Annotated in this window: 16 protein-coding genes and 1 pseudogene; 8 read left to right on the forward strand and 9 right to left on the reverse strand. The window is 64.1% G+C overall.

The annotated features are described in order from the left end of the window. Positions 1–116: 116 nt before the first annotated feature. Positions 117–341, reverse strand: coding sequence for a signal peptidase (locus tag OWR21_RS01885; RefSeq protein WP_316873081.1), 225 nt, complete (start codon positions 339–341; stop codon positions 117–119). A gap of 407 nt (positions 342–748) precedes the next feature. On the opposite strand from OWR21_RS01885, the gene OWR21_RS01890 reads away from it, so the two are divergent. The 3 genes from OWR21_RS01890 to OWR21_RS01900 all read left to right on the forward strand — a co-directional run bounded on the left by OWR21_RS01890 (position 749) and on the right by OWR21_RS01900 (position 2,765). Beyond that, positions 749–1,021, forward strand: coding sequence for a hypothetical protein (locus tag OWR21_RS01890; RefSeq protein WP_147214058.1), 273 nt, complete (start codon positions 749–751; stop codon positions 1,019–1,021). A 233-nt stretch (positions 1,022–1,254) separates the two neighbouring features. After that, positions 1,255–1,998: a MipA/OmpV family protein gene (locus OWR21_RS01895; protein WP_332394505.1), complete on the forward strand. Its 744-nt coding sequence runs from the start codon at positions 1,255–1,257 to the stop codon at positions 1,996–1,998. Positions 1,999–2,297: 299 nt separating this feature from the next. After that, positions 2,298–2,765: a hypothetical protein gene (locus tag OWR21_RS01900; RefSeq protein ID WP_147214059.1), complete on the forward strand. Its 468-nt coding sequence runs from the start codon at positions 2,298–2,300 to the stop codon at positions 2,763–2,765. A gap of 87 nt (positions 2,766–2,852) precedes the next feature. Here OWR21_RS01900 and OWR21_RS01905 read toward each other — a convergent pair whose 3' ends face one another. Further along, a complete protein-coding gene (locus OWR21_RS01905) occupies positions 2,853–3,734 on the reverse strand; it encodes a substrate-binding periplasmic protein (protein ID WP_332394467.1) in 882 nt (293 codons plus the stop codon). Positions 3,735–3,830: 96 nt separating this feature from the next. Continuing rightward, positions 3,831–4,316, reverse strand: a complete 486-nt coding sequence (gene pedF / locus OWR21_RS01910; RefSeq protein WP_147214061.1) for a cytochrome c-550 PedF — start codon at positions 4,314–4,316, stop codon at positions 3,831–3,833. Positions 4,317–4,583: 267 nt separating this feature from the next. Between pedF and OWR21_RS01915 the strand changes: the two genes are divergently transcribed. Further along, on the forward strand, positions 4,584–6,608 hold the full coding sequence (locus OWR21_RS01915; protein ID WP_316889700.1) for a sigma-54-dependent Fis family transcriptional regulator: 2,025 nt from the start codon (positions 4,584–4,586) through the stop codon (positions 6,606–6,608). Here OWR21_RS01915 and OWR21_RS01920 read toward each other — a convergent pair. After that, positions 6,594–7,538, reverse strand: coding sequence for an alpha/beta fold hydrolase (locus OWR21_RS01920; RefSeq protein ID WP_332394469.1), 945 nt, complete (start codon positions 7,536–7,538; stop codon positions 6,594–6,596). The two genes, OWR21_RS01915 and OWR21_RS01920, sit on opposite strands and share 15 nt — an antisense overlap. A 103-nt stretch (positions 7,539–7,641) precedes the next feature. Here OWR21_RS01920 and pqqA point away from each other — a divergent pair, with 103 nt between their 5' ends. The 4 genes from pqqA to pqqE all read left to right on the forward strand — a co-directional run bounded on the left by pqqA (position 7,642) and on the right by pqqE (position 10,909). Further along, entirely contained in the window at positions 7,642–7,716 is a 75-nt protein-coding gene (gene pqqA, locus OWR21_RS01925; protein WP_009277446.1) for a pyrroloquinoline quinone precursor peptide PqqA, read from the forward strand. Positions 7,717–7,858: 142 nt separating this feature from the next. Next, positions 7,859–8,776, forward strand: a complete 918-nt coding sequence (pqqB, locus tag OWR21_RS01930; protein WP_147214064.1) for a pyrroloquinoline quinone biosynthesis protein PqqB — start codon at positions 7,859–7,861, stop codon at positions 8,774–8,776. Next, on the forward strand, positions 8,773–9,483 hold the full coding sequence (pqqC, locus tag OWR21_RS01935) for a pyrroloquinoline-quinone synthase PqqC (protein WP_147214065.1): 711 nt from the start codon (positions 8,773–8,775) through the stop codon (positions 9,481–9,483). Before pqqB ends, pqqC begins: the two co-directional genes overlap by 4 nt. A 13-nt stretch (positions 9,484–9,496) precedes the next feature. Then, a complete protein-coding gene (gene pqqE, locus OWR21_RS01940) occupies positions 9,497–10,909 on the forward strand; it encodes a pyrroloquinoline quinone biosynthesis protein PqqE (protein ID WP_332394470.1) in 1,413 nt (470 codons plus the stop codon). Between the two features lie 70 nt (positions 10,910–10,979). Here the strand turns inward: pqqE and OWR21_RS01945 are convergent, their stop codons facing one another. From OWR21_RS01945 to OWR21_RS01965, 5 genes and pseudogenes are all read right to left on the reverse strand, one after another. Continuing rightward, entirely contained in the window at positions 10,980–11,291 is a 312-nt protein-coding gene (locus OWR21_RS01945; RefSeq protein ID WP_147214096.1) for a c-type cytochrome, read from the reverse strand. A 95-nt stretch (positions 11,292–11,386) separates the two neighbouring features. Next, positions 11,387–13,140 (reverse strand): annotated as a pseudogene (locus OWR21_RS01950) (PQQ-dependent methanol/ethanol family dehydrogenase). A gap of 214 nt (positions 13,141–13,354) precedes the next feature. After that, on the reverse strand, positions 13,355–13,855 hold the full coding sequence (locus OWR21_RS01955; protein WP_332394506.1) for a cytochrome b: 501 nt from the start codon (positions 13,853–13,855) through the stop codon (positions 13,355–13,357). Between the two features lie 57 nt (positions 13,856–13,912). Continuing rightward, positions 13,913–14,986, reverse strand: coding sequence for a beta-propeller fold lactonase family protein (locus tag OWR21_RS01960; protein WP_332394471.1), 1,074 nt, complete (start codon positions 14,984–14,986; stop codon positions 13,913–13,915). A 20-nt stretch (positions 14,987–15,006) separates the two neighbouring features. Then, complete coding sequence (locus OWR21_RS01965) at positions 15,007–17,628, reverse strand: TonB-dependent receptor domain-containing protein (protein WP_332394472.1); 2,622 nt, start codon at positions 17,626–17,628, stop codon at positions 15,007–15,009. Between the last annotated feature and the right edge of the window lie 221 nt (positions 17,629–17,849).

Consider the following 17,849-nt stretch of genomic DNA (forward strand, 5'->3'; position numbering starts at 1 on the left):
GCACTCTAAGTCAAGCGACTTTACGCGAATTCTTCGGGGCCGCCCAAAACAAAGCGCCGGCCCCTTTTCGGAGGCCGGCGCCTGGGTGTGCAGAAAAATCCGCGGGCTACCGCAGATCAGCCGCCTACGCCGTACGCGCTCTTGTCCTGCTGCTTCGGACGGTGGTCGCGTTTCTTTTTCTTCTTGTGATGCTGTGCCTTCTTCTCGCCTGCGGCCGGAGCCGAGGCTTCAGGTGCCGGCGCAGCGGCGGCGGGCGCAGCGGGTGCCGCCGGGGCGGAAGCCTGCGCAAATGCGCCGGCGCTGAAGACTGTAGCCACGAGGGCAGCCAGGAGCTTGTTCATCGTGTTGTCCTTATAGAAGAGACTGGTTTGTGGCGCGTTCCGGTATCGGGTGGAGCGTGACCCAAAGCGCTCCCGCACCTGCTGTGCAATGCGCGGCCCGACATCGAAACGAGCCGCGCATCATCACGCAGTGTGGTGTAGGCCCTACCGGTTGTCCACCCGAAGCCTGACAGTACGCCCATGCGCACGGCACGGACTTGATGTGTCTCAACCCAATCGCAACAGACTTTTCAGTCGCCGAGAAACGTGCCTTGTTACGCGCGCTTACACCGTGGGCAGAACGCTTACAAACGGCAGTCATCGCGCCCGCAATGTCGGGCGTTTTTGGAGGCATGGATCGCAAATGGGACGAGATCCATGTATCTGGAGTCCCAATATCCCGCTTGAACCTGATTAAGGAGTCTCACATGAAAGTCGCTCAATCCCTGGCCGCTCTGATCGTTGCTGGTGCCTTCGCAGCCCCCGTGTTCGCAGCTGGCACCGCCTCCGCACCGGCCGCCGCACCTGCACCGGCAGCGACCGCTGCAGCGACGACCACCGATGCCGCTTCGGCACCGAAGGCTGAGGCCAAGCACGAGAAGAAGCACGCTCACAAGAAGGCCCACAAGGCTGCAGCCAAGTCGGAAGCCAAGACCGACGCCGCTTCGGCACCGAAGGCCGATGCGCCCGCCAAGCAATAAGGCTGTCGCACCATGAAAGACGCCGGGACCTTCCCGGCGTTTTTTTTGCCTGGTTCCCAGCGCATCCACGCAGATACCCCTGGAGCTTCCCTCCTCGATCGGGATCCCGCGCTCCGACGGTTCCCACTAGAATGGCGTGCCCGCCGTTTCCGTCGCACACATTCCTTTCGAGTTCCCGTCCTCTCATGCCGCTGTCTTCGCGCGCCCTGCCCCGCTTTGCGTTCTTCCTTCTGATGACCATCGGCGCATTGAGCAGCGCCGCCAACGCTGAAGGCCGCACTGAAGCCAGCGACTGGAGCATCGCTGCCGGCCCCGCGATCTACATGTCGCCCAAGTATCCGGGCGCGAAATCGAGTTTCGTGTTTCCGTGGATCGATCAGGAAATCGAATACAAGCACCGGTTCTTTTCGAAAGGGATGGACTTTGCCGGCGTGTACCTCGCGAACGACGACACGTGGCAGGTGGGCGGCAACTTCCAGTTCGATCCGACGTGGCGCCATGCGCATGACGACGCGCGCCTGAATGGCCTCGGCAACGTCAACGCCACGGTGCGGGCAAAGGCGTTTGCGCAGTACACGGTGTCGTTCCTCACGCTGTCCACCGATGCGGAGCAGGACATCCTCGGTAACCGCCAGGGGTTGATCGCCAATGCCGATGTCTACGCAAGCGCGCCGGTCGGCCGCTGGCTGTTCAGTCTCGGCACCGGCGTGTCATGGACGAACGGCCAGTACATGCGTACCTTCTTTGGCGTGGACGATGGGCAGAGCGCGCGCTCGGGCCTGCCGGTATTTGCCACGCATGCAGGGCTGCGCGACATCCACTTCAACGCCATCGTCACATGCAAGCTCGACGACCGGTGGAGGGCCAATGGTTCGCTTACCGTGGCGCGACTGCGTGGCGATGCGGCTGACAGCCCGATCACGCAGCGCCGCCAGCAGACCACGGCGATGGCCTCGCTCACGTACCGGTTCCGCTGATAGAGCGCCCGGGATGGGCGCAATGATGTGCGCAATCGCTTGCGCATGGAGGTGACGTTTGCCTCGCAAACCTGTGCACACGAGGCAATCCGCTTATGAGACCAGAAGTTGCCCGGCGCGCCTCTCACCCAAACGGACCATGCTTCCTTTTCACAACAGGCATGCGCGTGGACTAGCGCAATCGCCCTGCTTTTTTTGCTAGTCTGTTTCGCAAGCGGCGATCACTTCCGATCAATGCGCGGGCAGTGAACGGTGTCTTCCCACCGGCGGCGGACACCGCAAGACAGGAGGGCTTGACCATGTTGCGGTGGATTGCAAACTGGGCCTTGAGCCACGCACCCTCTCCCGAGAAGCAGGCCGAACGCGCGCTAAGCGAATTGCGCATGGAGCTGTACCAGGCAGAGCAGCGCGTGATGGATGCACAAATGCACGCGGACTATTACCGCGCCCGTATCACGTTCCTGGAAGACGTCGTCAAGAAAGGCATCGAGCGCGTCTCCGACCAGCGCAAGGGCAAGCAGGAAAGCGCCCACGCATTGCGCGCCGGTCTCAAGTTCACGGCCGAGCTGTGGCGCGAATCGCAATCGCGCGACTCGCACATGCTCAAGCGGCGCACGGCGATGTCGTTCATCGAACCGCACGACGCGCAGGCCGACGACTCGCACGCGCCGAAGATCCACCACTTCTCGAAGCTCCCCGTGGATTCGGCGTTCGACGACAACGTGAGTGCGCTGCCCTCCAAGCACGCCGCGGCGGAGAAGGCGTAACCCGTGAGCTGGCCGGCGCGGCCAGTCCGCAGTGCCAGTGCATCAAGTACGTTGACACGTCGGCTCGCCGTGTACAGGCGGTGGCGCCTACGGTGCCACCATCGACACGCCGTACTGCGCAAAGATGCGCTGCAGCTCGCCACTGGCGCGCAGTGCATTGAGCGCGCTCTCAAGCGCCTGCGCCAGTTCACGCTGATCTGCCTTGACAGCCATGCCGACCGCCCAGCCGCGGGCTGGCAGCAGCGGCGACTGCAGTTCGGTCGCGACAAAGCGGGTGGCCGATTGATTCTGCGTCTTCAATGCGCTTTCGTATTGCGCCCGCGTGACCATTGCCGCCGCAATCTGGCCGGAGAACAGCCCACGCAGCGCTTCGTTGGCTTCCGGATAGATCTTCACCTTGTCGCGCAGGGCGCCGCCGGCGCTGGAGAGCAGCGCGCTTGCGCCGCCTGATCCCTGCTCCGCGCCGGTCGCCTGGCCGGCGAGGTCTTCGAAACTGCTGACCTTGCCGACGCGCTCGCTGTCGTACACCAGCACGTAGCCTTCGCGGAGGTACGGCGCGAAGATCAGCACCTGGCCGTTCTGGCGAATGAAATTCGGGTCGACCGGCACATGCAGCATCACATCGGCCGGACCATACCCGAGGTAATGCCCTTTCCAGACCATGTTGCGAAGGTCACCCGACATGCCGTCGTCATCCGCATCGAATGGCAGCAATGAGGCGGACAACCCCATCTGCTTGCCGAGCGCATTGGCAAGCGCCACGTCGATGCCGCTGAATTGCCCCCCGACGTTGTCGGAGAACGGCGGCAGGCCTTTGTATAGCGCGACTTTCAGGGCACCGCTCTGGCGGATCTTCGCCATGTCGGCATGTGCCGGCACGGCGCTGACCACCATGGCTGCCGCGGCAAGCAGGAGGCCGGCAAGGCGGCGAAAAGCCCCGACCGCGGCCAACCGAAAACGGGCGTTCATGAGACGTCTCCTGGCGAAAAAAATGTGCGAGCCGATGCACACGAAGGCGGGGACAGCATCGGCTCGCCAAGCTGCCAACGGGGGCAGGCCGACCTACTACTCTTGGACGCGGCGCGATTCCAGATACGTCTTGATTGACCAGACCGCTTCCTGGCTCAGCACGCCTTCAAACGGCGGCATGTAGACGCGGCCGTCGCGGGTGCGGCCGTGGCGGACCGTGGCCGTGAAGTACTGCGACACCTCGCCGTAGCAGGCCTCCTTCTTCTTGGGATTGGCCAGCGACATGCAGTCGGTGTCGAGCTTGCGCAGGTCAGGGGCGATGCCTCCGGAGATGGCCTCCAGCCCATGGCAGCGCGCACAGTTCTGGTTGAACGCGGAGGAGCCGATCCGCAATGCTTCATCGTGTGCGGGGCCCGTCCGGTATGGATTGTCCTGACGCCAATCGGCGCCCAGTTGCGGTAAGGTGTGCGTGTCTACGGCTTGCGGTGTGACATCGCCGTGAGCGGATGCGGCTGCGGGCAATCCCCCGGCCAGAAGTGCGCAGGCAGACAGCAGCGCGAGCAAGTTGCGAGGCGTTTTCAAGAGTGTCTCCTAGTTGTCGTTGAAACGATTTTTGGAGGCATTTCTGCAAGAGCCATACCAAGGCGCGAACCTGCCGCCAATCCCGGTCTGCATCGGCCAGACGCTCTGGAGATCCGATGGGTGGGTTGGCACAGGTGCTCAGGAATGCAACACCCTGGCAAGGGTCTTGCTTCATGGCGCAACACTTCCGGTTCGTCCGCTGGTTAAATGAGGCGATCCGGGCGACCCGCACACAGATTGCGGGCGAGGTTTAAGGAGACATACACCATGACCCCTCACGCGGCAGCCGACCTGCGCGCTTCCGAGAACGCCCCGGCCACGCTCGGTGACACCCCGAACGATCAGCCCGAGCTGATCGCGCAGTCCCACGAGCGATCCAAGTCCTATGGCTTGCGGCCGTACGAGTCGCCCGACTTCTGCCCGGTGCTGCACAGCGAGCTGAAGACGGAGATCGAGCGCAGCCAGTCGCTGTTCACGCACGCGCTGCCGGTGATGGAGACGCTCTACAGCCAGATCGTCAACACGCAGAGCATGGTGATCCTGACCGACACGTCGGGCCTGATCCTGCATTCGATGGGGGACGACGATTTCCTCGCTCAGGCCAGCAAGGTGGCGCTGCAGCCCGGCGCGCTGTGGTCGGAAGCGAGCCGGGGCACCAACGCCATCGGCACGGCGCTGGCCGAGAGCAAACCCACGCTGGTCCACGGCTCGGAACATTACCTGCAAGCCAACCAGTTCCTCACCTGTTCGTGTGCGCCGATCTTCGATCCGTACGGCGCCACCGTGGGCGCGCTGGATGTGACGGGCGATCATCGCGGCTTCCACAAGCACACCATGGCGCTGGTGCGCATGTCGGCGCAGATGATCGAGAACCAGTTGTTTGCCAACACGTTCCAGGACGTGGTGTGCATCCACTTCCACTCGCGACCGGAATTCATCGGCACGCTGGTCGAGGGCATTGCGGCCTTCACGCCGGCGGGGCGCTTCCTGTCGGCCAACCGCAGCGGCGAATTCCAGCTTGGGCTGTCGATCCGCGCGCTGCATGCGCATACCTTTTCGTCGCTGTTCGGCCTGTCGATGTCGCAGTTGATCGACCGGGAACGCAGTGCGGCGGCAGGCATCGTGCAGTTGCAGCTGCCCAGCGGCGTCAAGGTGTTTGCGCGCGTGGAGTGGAAGCAACCGGCCAACCGCATGGTTGGCGGCGCGATCGGGGCCGATCTGTCGACCGAGCGGGACACGGCACCGCGCCGGGCCTACATCGAGCCGTCTCGGCAGCCGGCCAGCCTGGAGGCGCTGGACACCGGCGACGCACAGATCCAGACCGTGATCGGCAAGCTGCGCAAGGTCATCGGCAAGGACATTCCCGTCATGATTCTCGGCGAAACCGGCACCGGCAAGGAACTGCTCGCGCGCGCCATCCACGCCGACAGCCCGCGCCATGCCGGCCCCTTCATCGCCGTGAATTGCGCGTCGATTCCGGAAGCGCTGATTGAATCCGAACTGTTCGGCTACGAAGAAGGCGCCTTTACGGGCGCGCGCAAGAAAGGCGGCATCGGCAAGATGGTGCTGGCCAATGGCGGCACGCTGTTCCTCGACGAGATCGGCGACATGCCGCTGCACCTGCAAGCCCGCCTGCTGCGCGCGCTGCAAGAGCGTGCGGTCTCGCCGCTGGGCAGCAACAAGCTGATCCAGGTGGATGTGACCGTCGTGTGCGCGACCCACCGCAACATGCGCGAGATGGTGGCCAGCGGGCAGTTCCGCGAAGACCTGTATTACCGCCTGAACGGGCTGGTCGTGCGCCTGCCGGCATTGCGCGAGCGCACCGACCTCGACGTGGTGGCCAACAAGCTGCTGAAGCTCGAGCAGGCCGACGCGCCCCCTATCAGCGAGCCCGTCATGCAGATGTTCCGCAGCTACCACTGGCCGGGCAACATTCGCCAGCTCGGCAATCTGCTGCGCACGGCTCGGCTGATGGCCGAAGGCGCTCCGGAAATCACCGAAGATCATCTGCCCGACGATTTTCTTGAAGACTGGCAGGCGCGCCATGGCGACCAGCCGGCTACGGACACCGCGGCGGCCGGAGCATCGGCAGCGGCTGCAACGCCTGTCACTCAAAGCGCCGGCGGCACGCAGCCCAAGCGGCTTGCCGATGTGGAAAGCATGACGATCATGGCGGCCGTGAAGGCGCATAACGGCAACATCTCTGCCGCTGCGAAGGCGCTCGGCATTTCACGCAACACGATCTACCGCAGGATCGACGAAGCCGGCGGCTTGCCTTCAGATACCGACTGACCACGCCGACGCGCTGATGGCGACGCGCAGCGCCTGCGCCATCTCTCCCACCGCCAGGTGCCCGCCTGGCACCCACACCAACCGCGCATGCGGTATCGCTGCAGACAATCGCAGCGCATTCCCGGGCCGGCAAACGTTGTCTTCCTGCCCATGCAGCAGTGTCACGGGCAAACCTCTCGCGCCGATGCGCACAGCCGCTCTCAACAACGCGGATTTCCCGAGCCCCGCCCGCCGATACAGGTAGTGCGCCTGCAACTGGTACTTGCACGCCAGCGTCAGTTGTTCTGGCCAGGTTTGGCGGCGTGCCTGCGGCCGCAGCCCCAACAGCCGATGTTCCGCACGTTGCCACGCGCGGGCGATGTTCAATTTCTGAACAGCTGTACCAGCCTGCAACATGTCTGTTGCAACGAGAAGGCGACCACGGGCCGCGGGAAAACCCTCGCCCCGCGCGTGGATGCCTCGCAAGAGATCACGACCGGCACCGCGCGCGTTGAACAGCGTCTGCACATCGTCGAAACCGGTCAGGAAGGCGCCGCGCAGCACCAGCGCCGATACGGCATCGGGAAAACGATCGGCGTAGGCCAGCGCCAGCGCTGCGCCCCATGACCCGCCGACCACGCCCCAGCGCGCAATGCCGAGCGCCATGCGCAACTGCTCCAGATCGGCCAGCAGCGCGCTCACCGTATTGCGCCGTAGCGTGCCGGCCGGTCGCGAACGCCCCGCGCCGCGCTGGTCCGGCAGCACAGCGCGATGCCGCAGCGGATCGAACCACGCGGCCATGGACGGCGCGCAGCCGCTGCCCGGCCCGCCATGCAACACCAGCCACGGTTCGCCGCTGTCGGGCCCGCATTGGCGCACATGCAGACAGTGGCCATCCGGCGTGCGCAGGTTGAAGCAGGCGGAGGTGGTCGGCCAGTCGGAAGTGGGCATGGATGTTGCCTTGATGACGATGCGGTTGCGCCCGGCAAACGCCTGCACAACCGCTGAACAACGCAGTGCACTCACTAACTATGCCAACCCTCAAGGAGGAGACATGAACTGGACGACGCCCGCCTATACCGAACTGCGACTCGGGTTCGAAATCACCATGTACATCGCCAACCGCTGATGCTGCGCGGCTGAGCACGCAAGGCTCCACGAGCCCGCCGGTTCTTCACGGCGGGCTTCTTTTTCGGCGCGCACGCGCATGCCTTAGCGCCATGCCCTGGCCGACTTCTTGCTCAATCCGCCCGACACGTTGGATTTGCATCATGACCATACTCAGGGTTCTCGGCTCGGCCGCCGGCGGCGGCTTCCCGCAGTGGAACTGCAACTGCCGCAACTGCGACGGTGTGCGGCGCGGCACCGTGCGCGCCACCCCGCGCACGCAGTCTTCCATCGCACTCGGCGACGGCCAGCACAACTGGATCGTGGTGAACGCCTCGCCGGACATCCTCGCGCAACTGCGCAGTTCACCGGCGCTGCAACCGGCGCGCGCGCCGCGTGATACGGGCATCGTCGGCGTCGTACTGATGGATGCGCAGATCGACCACGTGACCGGCCTCCTGATGCTGCGCGAGCATCGGCAAGCGCTGCCGGTCTATGCCAGCGCAGCGGTCATCAGCGATCTGTCGACCGCCTTCCCGCTCACGCGCATGCTGTCGCACTACTGCGGGCTCGACACGCGCGCGCTGGCCCTGGACGGCACGGCGTTCTCGGTGCCGCCACTCGACGACGTGGCGTTGACGGCAATCCCGCTGGAGAGCAAGGCGCCGCCCTACTCGCCCAGCCGCAACGCGCGCCGCCTGGGCGACAACATCGGCTTGCGCATCGTCGACCGCAAGAGCGGCCGGCGTGCGTTCTACGCACCGGGTCTGGCGCGCGTCGAGCCGCATGTGTTCGACGAACTTGGCGCGGCCGACGTGGTGCTGGTGGACGGCACGTGCTGGCAAGACGACGAGATGCTCGCCCTGGGTTTTTCCACCAAGACGGCCGCCGACATGGGCCACCTCGCGCAATCCGGCCCCGGCGGCATGATCGAAGTGCTCGACCAGCTGCCGGCAACGCGCAAGGTGCTCATCCACATCAACAACACCAACCCGATCCTCGATGAAGATTCGCCGCAGCGCCGGGAGCTGGAGGCGCACGGCATCGAGGTGGCTTACGACGGCATGGAAATCTCGCTATGACACATCCTGTTGCCTGGACCGCCGAAGACTTCGAAGCGCGGCTGCGCGCGAAGCAGGCGGGCTATCACATCCATCATCCGTTCAACCTGCGCATGCGCGCCGGTGAATGCACGCCAGAGGAAATCCGCACCTGGGTGGCCAACCGTTTCTACTACCAGGTCAACATCCCGCTCAAGGATGCAGCCATCCTGTCCAACTGCCCTGACCGCGCAACACGCCGCGAGTGGATCGTCCGGATCCATGACCACGACGGCGACGACGTGCAGCCGGGCGGCATCGAGAGCTGGGTGCGGCTGGGCGAAGCCGTTGGCCTCACGCGCGACGCACTGTGGTCGCACCGGCATCTGCTGCCGGGCGTGCGCTTTGCGGTGGATGCCTACGTGAACTTCGCGCGCCGTGCGCCGTGGCAGGAAGCGGTGTGCTCCTCCCTCACGGAGATGTTCGCGCCGGACATCCACAAGGAACGGCTCGCGGGCTGGCCCGAGCACTATCCATGGGTGCAGCCGGAAGGGCTGGCGTACTTCCGCTCGCGCATTCCGCTGGCCTCGCGCGACGTGGAACACGGCCTGCGCGTGACACTCGACTACTTCCGCACGCCCGAGCAGCAACAGCGTGCACTGGACATCCTGCAGTTCAAGCTCGACATCCTCTGGTCGATGCTCGATGCCATTCAACAGGCCCACGCATATGAGCCCTCCCTTGCCTGATCCGGCCCACCCCATGCTGCACCGGACCTTCCGGCTGCAGTGGGAAGACATGCAGCAGAGCTGGGTGCTGCTGTACCCCGAAGGCATGGTCACCCTCAACGACAGCGCCGCCGCGATCCTGCAGCGCTGCGACGGCGCCCATACCCTCGACATGCTGATCGACGACCTGCAATCCGCCTTTGGCGTGCAGGGCATCGCTCCGAGGTCCACGCCTTTGTCAAACATGCATTCGAACGCGGCTGGCTCGTTTGAAGCCGAATCGCTGCTGGCGCCCGCAGCGACGCCGGTGCCCGGTCCGCCGCTCTGGCTGCTGGCCGAGCTGACCTATCGCTGCCCGCTGCATTGCGCCTTCTGCTCCAACCCCGTCGACTACACGCTGCACGATCAGGAGCTCACCACCGAGCAGTGGTGCGATGTGTTCACCCAGGCCCGGGCGCTGGGCGCCGTGCAGCTCGGGCTGTCGGGCGGCGAACCGCTGTTGCGCAAGGATCTCGAAACGCTGGTCGCGCATGCGCACGGGCTGGGGTTCTACGTGAACCTCGTGACGTCAGGGGTTGGCTTGACCGATGCGCGGCTCGGGGCGTTGCGGGCCGCGGGGCTCGACCATATCCAGCTGTCGTTCCAGGACTCCACGCGCGAGCTGAACGACTTTCTCTCCAGCACGCGCACCTTTGACCTGAAGCGCCGCGTGGCCGATCTGATCAAGGCCCATGGATATCCGATGGTGATGAACTGCGTGATGCACCGGCACAACCTGCCGCACGTGGGGGCCATCATCGACATGGCACTGGAGATCGGCGCCGAGTACCTCGAACTTGCGAACACGCAGTACTACGGCTGGGCATGGGAGAACCGCCTGGCGCTGATGCCCACCCTGGAGCAGCTGCGCGAGGCCGAGGCTGTGGTGAACGACTACCGGACACGCATCGGCAGCCGATGCCAGTTGCTCTACGTCGTGCCCGACTACTTTGAGCAGCGCCCGAAGAAGTGCATGAACGGCTGGGGTACGACGTTTCTCGGCATTGCGCCGGATGGCGTTGCGCTGCCCTGCCACTCCGCGCGCATGCTGCCCGGGCTGGAGCTGCCCAACGTGCTCAGCCAGCCGCTGCGCGACATCTGGCGAAGCAGCGACGCCTTCCAGCGCTTTCGCGGCACGCACTGGATGCCCGAGCCGTGCCAGTCATGCGAGTCGCGCGAGGAAGACGCGGGCGGCTGCCGCTGTCAGGCTTATCTGCTGACCGGCGACGCGGCGCGCACGGATCCGGTGTGTGGAAAATCGGCAGATCACGGCGCGCTGCAGAAGGTGGTCCTGCAAGGCCGGATGGCTGCGATGAACGGGTTCGGGCAGATGCGCGACACGCGCACCGGAGAGGTTCCCATCGTCTTCCGGACCGATGCCAATTCGCGCCAGCTCACGCAGCCATAGCGCGCAATCCTGCAAATGAGAGAGGGCCGGTCATTGCCGGCCCTTTCTCATTTGCGAACACCGTAGAAACTCACGAGCCTGAACTCAGTACCCAGGCCACCAGTTGCTTCGCCTCATCTTCCTTGAGGTTCGGATGCGCGGGCATGGGGATGCGGCCCCACACGCCCTTGCCGCCGTCGCGCACTTTCTGGGCAAGCCGCGCGGGCGCTTCTGCGTCTCCCTTGTACTTTGCGGCTACATCAATAAAGGCCGGCCCAACGATCTTGGTCTGCATGCTGTGGCACGAGAAGCATCCGTTCTTCTCGGCGATGGATTGCATATCGGGGGCGGCATAGACGGCCGTCGACGCAAGCGCCAACAGCGAAAACATTCCCTTGTACATCATGACTTTCTGGACTCCATAACGCTGTGGGCCGGCGCAGAACCGGCCATGCGGGCTGTGCGCGGTTGGGAGCGCACAGCCCGGCACAGACAGACTTAGTTTTTATGCAGCTTGAACACCCAAACCGAACCGCCCTGCTCCAGGAAGTTCACGCGTTTGGCCACTTCACCGCCCCACAGAGGCACTGCACCGCCCCAGCCGGACACCACGGCGACGAACTGCTCGCCGTTGTCTTCCCACGTGACGGGCGGCGCGACGATGCCGCTGCCGGTCTGGAATTGCCACAGTTCCTTGCCGGTCTTGGCATCGGCCGCCTTCAGATAGCCTTCGGGCGTGCCCCAGAACACCAGGCCGCCGGCAGTCGTCATCACACCGCCCCACAGCGGCGCGTTGTTCTTGATCTGCCATTCGATCTTGCCGGTCTTCGGGTTGATGGCGCGCAGCGCGCCGATGTAGTCCTCATTGAGCGGCTTGATGGTGAAGCCGGCACCCAGGTAAGCGGCGCCCTTCTTGTAGCTGACGGGTTCGTTCCAGATGTCCATGCCCCACTCGTTGGCGGGCACGTAGAACAGGCCGGTTTGCGGGCTGTATGCCATCGGCATCTGGTTCTTGCCGCCCAGGAAGCCCGGCTCGGCAAATACCGCCTTGCCCTTCTTCTCTTCACCCGTTGCTTCGGCCGGATCCCCCGGACGGTGGTCAGGTGTGTAGTTCGGACGGCCGGTCTTGAGGTCGATGCTGGTGGCCCAGTTGACCTTCACGAACGGGAACGCGTTGAGCAGCTTGCCGGTCTTGGCGTCGTTCACGTAGAAGAAGCCATTGCGGTCAGCCTTGCCGCCGACGCGCTTGCCGTCCATGTCGAACGTCACGAACTCGTTCACGCCGTCGAAATCCCAGCCGTCGTTTGGCGTGTTCTGGTAGTGCCAGACGATCTTGCCGGTGTCCGGGTTGATGGCCAGCGTGGAAGACGAATACAGGTTGTCGCCCTTGCGCAGATGGCTGTTCCACGGGCCCGGGTTGCCGGTACCGAAGTACACCAGGTTGGTCTGCGGGTCATAGGTCCCGCCCAGCCACGTCGATGCGCCACCGGTCTTCCACGTCTCGCCGGGCCAGCTGGCGTTGAGCGTGCCCGTCATGCCGTTCTCGGTCTTGTTGCCGTCCTTGTCGTACTTGTAGCCCATGTGGCCTTCGACGGTCGGGCGCGACCAGATCAACTGGCCGGTCTTGGCATCGCGCGCTTCCACGCGGCCCACCACGCCAAACTCGCCACCCGACACGCCCGTCAGCACCATGCCTTTCGCGATCAGCGGTGCAGCGGTCGTGGAGTAGCCCGCGGCGTAGTCCTCGATCTTGTCTTTCCAGACGATCTTGCCGGTGTCCTGGTTGAGCGCGATCAGCTGCGCATCCAGCGTGGAGAAGATGACCAGGTTGTCGTACAGCGCGGCGCCGCGGTTGACGACGTCGCAGCAGGGCATGATGCCTTCCGGCAGACGCTGCTCGTACTTCCACAGCTTCTTGCCGGTCTTCAGGTCGATTGCGTAGATGCGCGAATACGACGCCGTGACGAACATCTTGCCGTTGTAGATCAGCGGCTGGGCCTCCTGCCCGCGCTGCTTCTCACCGCCAAACGAAAACGACCATGCCGGTACCAGCTGGCTGACATTCTTCGTGTTGATTTTGGTGAGCGACGAGAAGCGCTGCCCTTGCGTACCCATGCCCCAGGTCAGCACGTCGTTCGACGATTTCGCGTCGTTCTCGATCATGGCATCGGTAACGGGGGCGTTGCCGCGTGCACGGCAACACTTGCTGCCGCCATGGCAGCCGCAAGTGCAATCACTCGTAGTGTCCTCATTCTTGTCTCCTCTACCTCTCTTTATGGTCCAGGTCCGGCAGTGTGATGTCACACCGGTCGGACTCAGGGCAAATCCCGTGCCATCGAAAAACGCCGTAAAACCGGGGTTTCAGGCGACTTGCAGTGCGGTGTTGCGTGCCATACCGCAACACATCGTTTGTTCTGTTGCGAAATGGAGCAACGCCATGAACGCGGCCCGCGCAAAGTCCACGGCTTACAGCGCGCGTGCGCCGGCCGGCAACATGCGCTGCACACACCGCTGCGCATCGAACCACTGGTGCTTGATCACCCCGGCAACGTGCAGCACCACCAGGCAGAGCAGCAGGTCCGCCGTCGTGCTGTGCACCGTGTAGAACATGTGTTGCAGCGCGCTGTCGACCCAGCCCCAACGCGGTAGCGGCACGCCCCAGAAGCGCGTTCCGTATTGATTGAACGAAGACCCGAGATAGCCCGACACCGGCATGACGACCATGCACATGTAGAGCAAACGGTGCGTGATGCGCGCAAGCTCCGTCTCCCAGCAGTGCAGCCCCGGAATGGACGGTGGCGCAGCACGGCGGACGCGCACAACCACGCGCCACGCGATCACCAGCGCCGCCGTCAGGCCGAGCGATTTGTGCAGATTCACCAAGGCGGACTTCCCGGGCGCGCCCTTGGCCAGACCTGTCATGTAGAAGCCCAGCGCGAACAGGCTGCAAAGCAGCAGCGCACTCACCCAATGCAAGGCGATCGGCAGGCCCGCGTAGGCGGGGCGAGCGCATGGGCGGCTCGATCAGCGCGGCGCATCGAGGCTGCCCACCGATGTCGGATACGTCACCACGCCCCACGGCAGCTTGTAGCCCGGCAGCGCATCGACAACCTCGCGCTTCTGCGGGTCGATCACCTGCACACTGTTCGAGCGGCCGCACGCGAGTAGCAGCTTCTGATCCCCCGGAGTGAAGCTGAAATGCCAGCAGCGCTTGCCGACCGGAATGGCAGCCACCGGCGCAAAGGTGCGGGCATCGAACACCTGCAGCTGATCTGCGCGGCTGGCGGCCACCCAGAGATATCGACCCTCCCGGTCGAACGCGACACCGTATGGCCCCTGGCCCGTCGGCACGCTCTTGATCGGGTTGAAACCGGCATCCAGCAATAACAGGTTGTTCGAGTTTTCCAACGTCACCACATAGGTCTTTCCGTCCGGCGCGATCTTGATGCCGCGCGGCCGATTGCCGAACGGTGCGACATCCACGCGACGGATCTGCTTGAGCGTCGACAGCTCATAAACGCCGACCGTGTTGTCTCCCTCGTTGGCCACCAGCAGCAACGTGCCGGCCGGGGAAAACTCGATGGCTTCGGTCTCGCGTGCAGCCTTGATGCGACCGACGACCACCCACTGGCTGAGATCGATGATCGCGACTTCAGCGGGGGCTTCGTCCTTCTCATCGTCCCCTTCTTTCTTGCCTGGATTGTTCTTGCCTGGCGGCCCGCCTTCCGAGGATGGCTCGTACGTGACGAACGCCCGGCGGCCATCGGGCGAGATGCGCATGAACTCGACATTCCTGCCGACCGCGATGCGCTTGACCTCCTTGCGCGTGGCCGTGTCGACCACCGACACATCGGCGCTGCCCTGGTTGGCCGTCAGCAGCCAGCGGCCGTCGGGCGTGACAGCGAGGCCGCGCGGGTCCTTGCCCACGGCAATCTCGTCGAGCCGTTTAAGCGTGTGTGCGTTCAGCACCGTGACGCCACCGCCCTGATTGGTGACATAGGCGACGGGGTCCGGCACCACGGCAACCGCCTGGAGCGTCGATACCCAGCCCACGCAGAGCAGCGTGGCGATCCGGAGGTAAAAGGTCAGTGCGTTCATGATGGTCTCTTCTGAGGGGCTCAATCCGCGTCGGCACCCGCGGTTTTGCCTCCAAACGAATACGTCAGGCCAATCCAGATCGCACGCGGCGGCGCGGGCGTCATGAATTGCTGCGTCTCGAGCGTGTAGATGCTCCGCATGCCCGACAGGCCGTACGTGGAATAGCGCTTGTTGAACAGGTTGCTGATGTAGGCCGAAATCTCGAGGTGTTTCGTCGGCTTGTAATGCAGGTTCAGATTGACGAGGCCATAGCCAGGCACCTCGCCGTTCGGGTCGGCATTGCTTTCGTTGCCGTGCGCGATCTGCTTGCTGACCAGGATCACGTTCCCGCCCATCGACAGGTTCGGGCTGAAGGCGTACGACGCGCCGAGCTTGAGCGTCTTCGCGGGGATGCCCGGGATCTTGTTGCCGCTGACGACGTTCTGACCGCTGGCCGTGGTGAATGCCGACTTGTAGATCGCGTCGACGTAGCCGAAGTTGGCCGACAGCGACCACCTCTCGATCTTCGTGCTTGCGCCCAGCTCAAAGCCGCGCCGCTCCGTCTTGCCGACGTTGGCGAAGTAGCCGTACGTGTTTGACGTGGCGATGAACTGGATGTCATTGCTGAGCCGCGAGTCGTAGACAGACGCGCTCCAGTAGGTGGATTTGCCCAGCTTTCCGCGGCCGCCGAACTCGATGGTTTTGGCCACCACGGCCTTCAGGTCCGGATCGCCGTTGAACCCGGTTGGCAGCGAGCATGGGCTGTTCGGATCGGCGCAAGACAATTCGATCGATGTCGGTGCTCGCATCGATTCGCTGTAACTGCCGAAGATGCCCTGCCCCGCGCCCAGGTCGTAGTTGAAGCCCAATGCCGGATTGAACCGGTGGTAGCGGTGCGAGCCGGCCAGGCTGTTGGTTTCCGGCCCGGCCACCGCTCCTGCCGGGATACCGTTCGGAGCCGACGCTGCGCCCGCACCCGAATTCGAGTACCGATAGGCGTTGACGTAGCCGGGGTTGTAGTACGACACGCCCGAGACCTCGTCCGTCCAGGAATAACCGCCGTCTTCGTTCAGGTACCGGTTGTTGGCGCCGCCCTGGTTGAGCGTGGTGTAGTTGAAGCTGCCCGATGCGGTCACGCTCAGCTTTTCCGTCACGCTCAACGTATCGGTGAAGTACAGGCTGAAGTTGTTGACGTTCGACGACAGGTTGACCGCACCGATGACGTTGCTGCCAGTGAACAATGCCGGGTTCGATGCCGACGGCGCCAATCCATTGGCGGTGAATCCGTACGCCTGATTGGGCGTCACCACGGCCTGGTAGTTGATCAACCGTGCGAGGTAGGTGGTCTGGTCGTACGTGATGCGTGAATGGTCGAACGCACCACCGAAGGTGAACGTATTGTTGCGTCCCGCCAGTTGGCTGAAATTCGACCACTGCAGGGACGTACCCACCGTGTCCTCATGCGTGGCGGAATCAACGACGCTCGTGTTGATGGCGTTGCTCCAGCGGCCGTAGCCGAGCGCCAGCGCATTCGCGCCGGTCACGGCATTCACCGCTGTGCCGTTGGGCGCCTTGTTCGCGCATTTGTACGTGGTGATGCCGCCAGCGGTGGTCGTTGCCAGCGAGCCGTCGTCGTTAAAGCAGCCGTCGTCGAGCTGCGCATTGCTGTTGACGTTGTGAAGGCTGGCCTTGCGGTAGTAGACGCTGCCAGCCAGCTGGTTGGTGTCGTTCAACCAATGGCTGCCCTTCAGGTTCAGCAGCGCCATCCGGTTTGAGATGGTGTCGGGCCACGTATAGGCGGCACTGCGGTTGGCCATCATGTCCATCGGCAACGACTGCGTGCCGCTCAGCGACGTGTCTGCAAGTGCGGCCGACAGCTCGAGCTGGGTAGCGCCGTCGTTGCCGTGCCACCGCGCTTTTCCATACAGTTGCTTGACGTTCGAACCCGAGTGATCGCGAAAGCCGTCTTGCCGGTCGACGTTACCGGCGACGAAGTAATCGGTGCCGTGTGCCTTGTCGACGATGCCCGTCTCGAAGCTCAGCGCACGGCGGCCAAACGACCCGCCCAGCGCCTCGATCGACGTGCCGGCGTTGTCCTTGCCGTTCTTCGTGTTGACGACCAGCGCGCCGCCCAGGGTGTTGAGGCCGAACATCGGATTGGAGCCCGGCAGGATGTTGACGCTGGACATCGCGTTCATGGGAATCAGATCCCAGTTCACGATGGAGCCGAAGGGCTCGTTCATCCGCACGCCGTCAAAGTAGACCGACACGCCAATGGGCACGCCCAGCAGCGAAGACACCTGAAACCCACGGTAGTTGATGTCGTTCTGGTACGGGTTGCCCGCTCCGTTGCTGATGCTGACCTGGCCGAGGTTGTCGTTGAGCAAGTCAGCCAGGTTCGAGCTGCGCTGCTCGCGGGCATCCGTCGCGCTCACGCGCTGGGCATTGGCAGGAAATTGCGACAGCGGCACGCCAATGCTGTCGATCGGGGTCGAGCCGACGACCTGGGCGGTGGGCAACGCCACCGCGACGATCTGGTCTTCCGCAAACGCCGGCGCGCAAAGCCCCACGGCAGCAAGCGCAGCCACCCCGCCAGCAAGGCGCGGCGCGACATTGCGCGCACGGCACGCGCGCTTCCCCGAACGGCTGGTATTCGAATGCACGAAGTGCCTCCTGGTGTTTCACGCTCGCCGTGCCCGGGTGCGTCAATGGCGCGTCTCCAGGAACAGGCGTGGCGATGGCGATTCCCGGCAGGGAATCAGCGGCAATGGGGTAGACACCTGCGCGCGTCGCGGCAGTGCATGTGTGGGCGCATGGCCATGTCTCCTCTTCTTTTTCGCCTGCGGGGTCTTTGCCTCGCAGGTCAGCGGCTGGCGCACGGGTG

Source organism: Ralstonia sp. 1B3 (assembly GCF_036631435.1).

Excerpts from the sequence above, each read along its gene's own strand:
- OWR21_RS01905 (WP_332394467.1), bottom strand. The coding sequence starts at position 3,734 with ATGAACGCCCGTTTTCGGTTGGCCGCGGTCGGGGCTTTTCGCCGCCTT.
- OWR21_RS01960 (WP_332394471.1), bottom strand. The coding sequence starts at position 14,986 with ATGAACGCACTGACCTTTTACCTCCGGATCGCCACGCTGCTCTGCGTG.
- pqqC (WP_147214065.1), top strand. The coding sequence starts at position 8,773 with ATGACACATCCTGTTGCCTGGACCGCCGAAGACTTCGAAGCGCGGCTG.
- OWR21_RS01885 (WP_316873081.1), bottom strand. The coding sequence starts at position 341 with ATGAACAAGCTCCTGGCTGCCCTCGTGGCTACAGTCTTCAGCGCCGGC.
- OWR21_RS01895 (WP_332394505.1), top strand. The coding sequence starts at position 1,255 with ATGACCATCGGCGCATTGAGCAGCGCCGCCAACGCTGAAGGCCGCACT.
- OWR21_RS01920 (WP_332394469.1), bottom strand. The coding sequence starts at position 7,538 with ATGCCCACTTCCGACTGGCCGACCACCTCCGCCTGCTTCAACCTGCGC.
- pqqB (WP_147214064.1), top strand. The coding sequence starts at position 7,859 with ATGACCATACTCAGGGTTCTCGGCTCGGCCGCCGGCGGCGGCTTCCCG.
- OWR21_RS01900 (WP_147214059.1), top strand. The coding sequence starts at position 2,298 with ATGTTGCGGTGGATTGCAAACTGGGCCTTGAGCCACGCACCCTCTCCC.
- OWR21_RS01915 (WP_316889700.1), top strand. The coding sequence starts at position 4,584 with ATGACCCCTCACGCGGCAGCCGACCTGCGCGCTTCCGAGAACGCCCCG.
- OWR21_RS01945 (WP_147214096.1), bottom strand. The coding sequence starts at position 11,291 with ATGTACAAGGGAATGTTTTCGCTGTTGGCGCTTGCGTCGACGGCCGTC.
- pqqE (WP_332394470.1), top strand. The coding sequence starts at position 9,497 with ATGCTGCACCGGACCTTCCGGCTGCAGTGGGAAGACATGCAGCAGAGC.
- OWR21_RS01890 (WP_147214058.1), top strand. The coding sequence starts at position 749 with ATGAAAGTCGCTCAATCCCTGGCCGCTCTGATCGTTGCTGGTGCCTTC.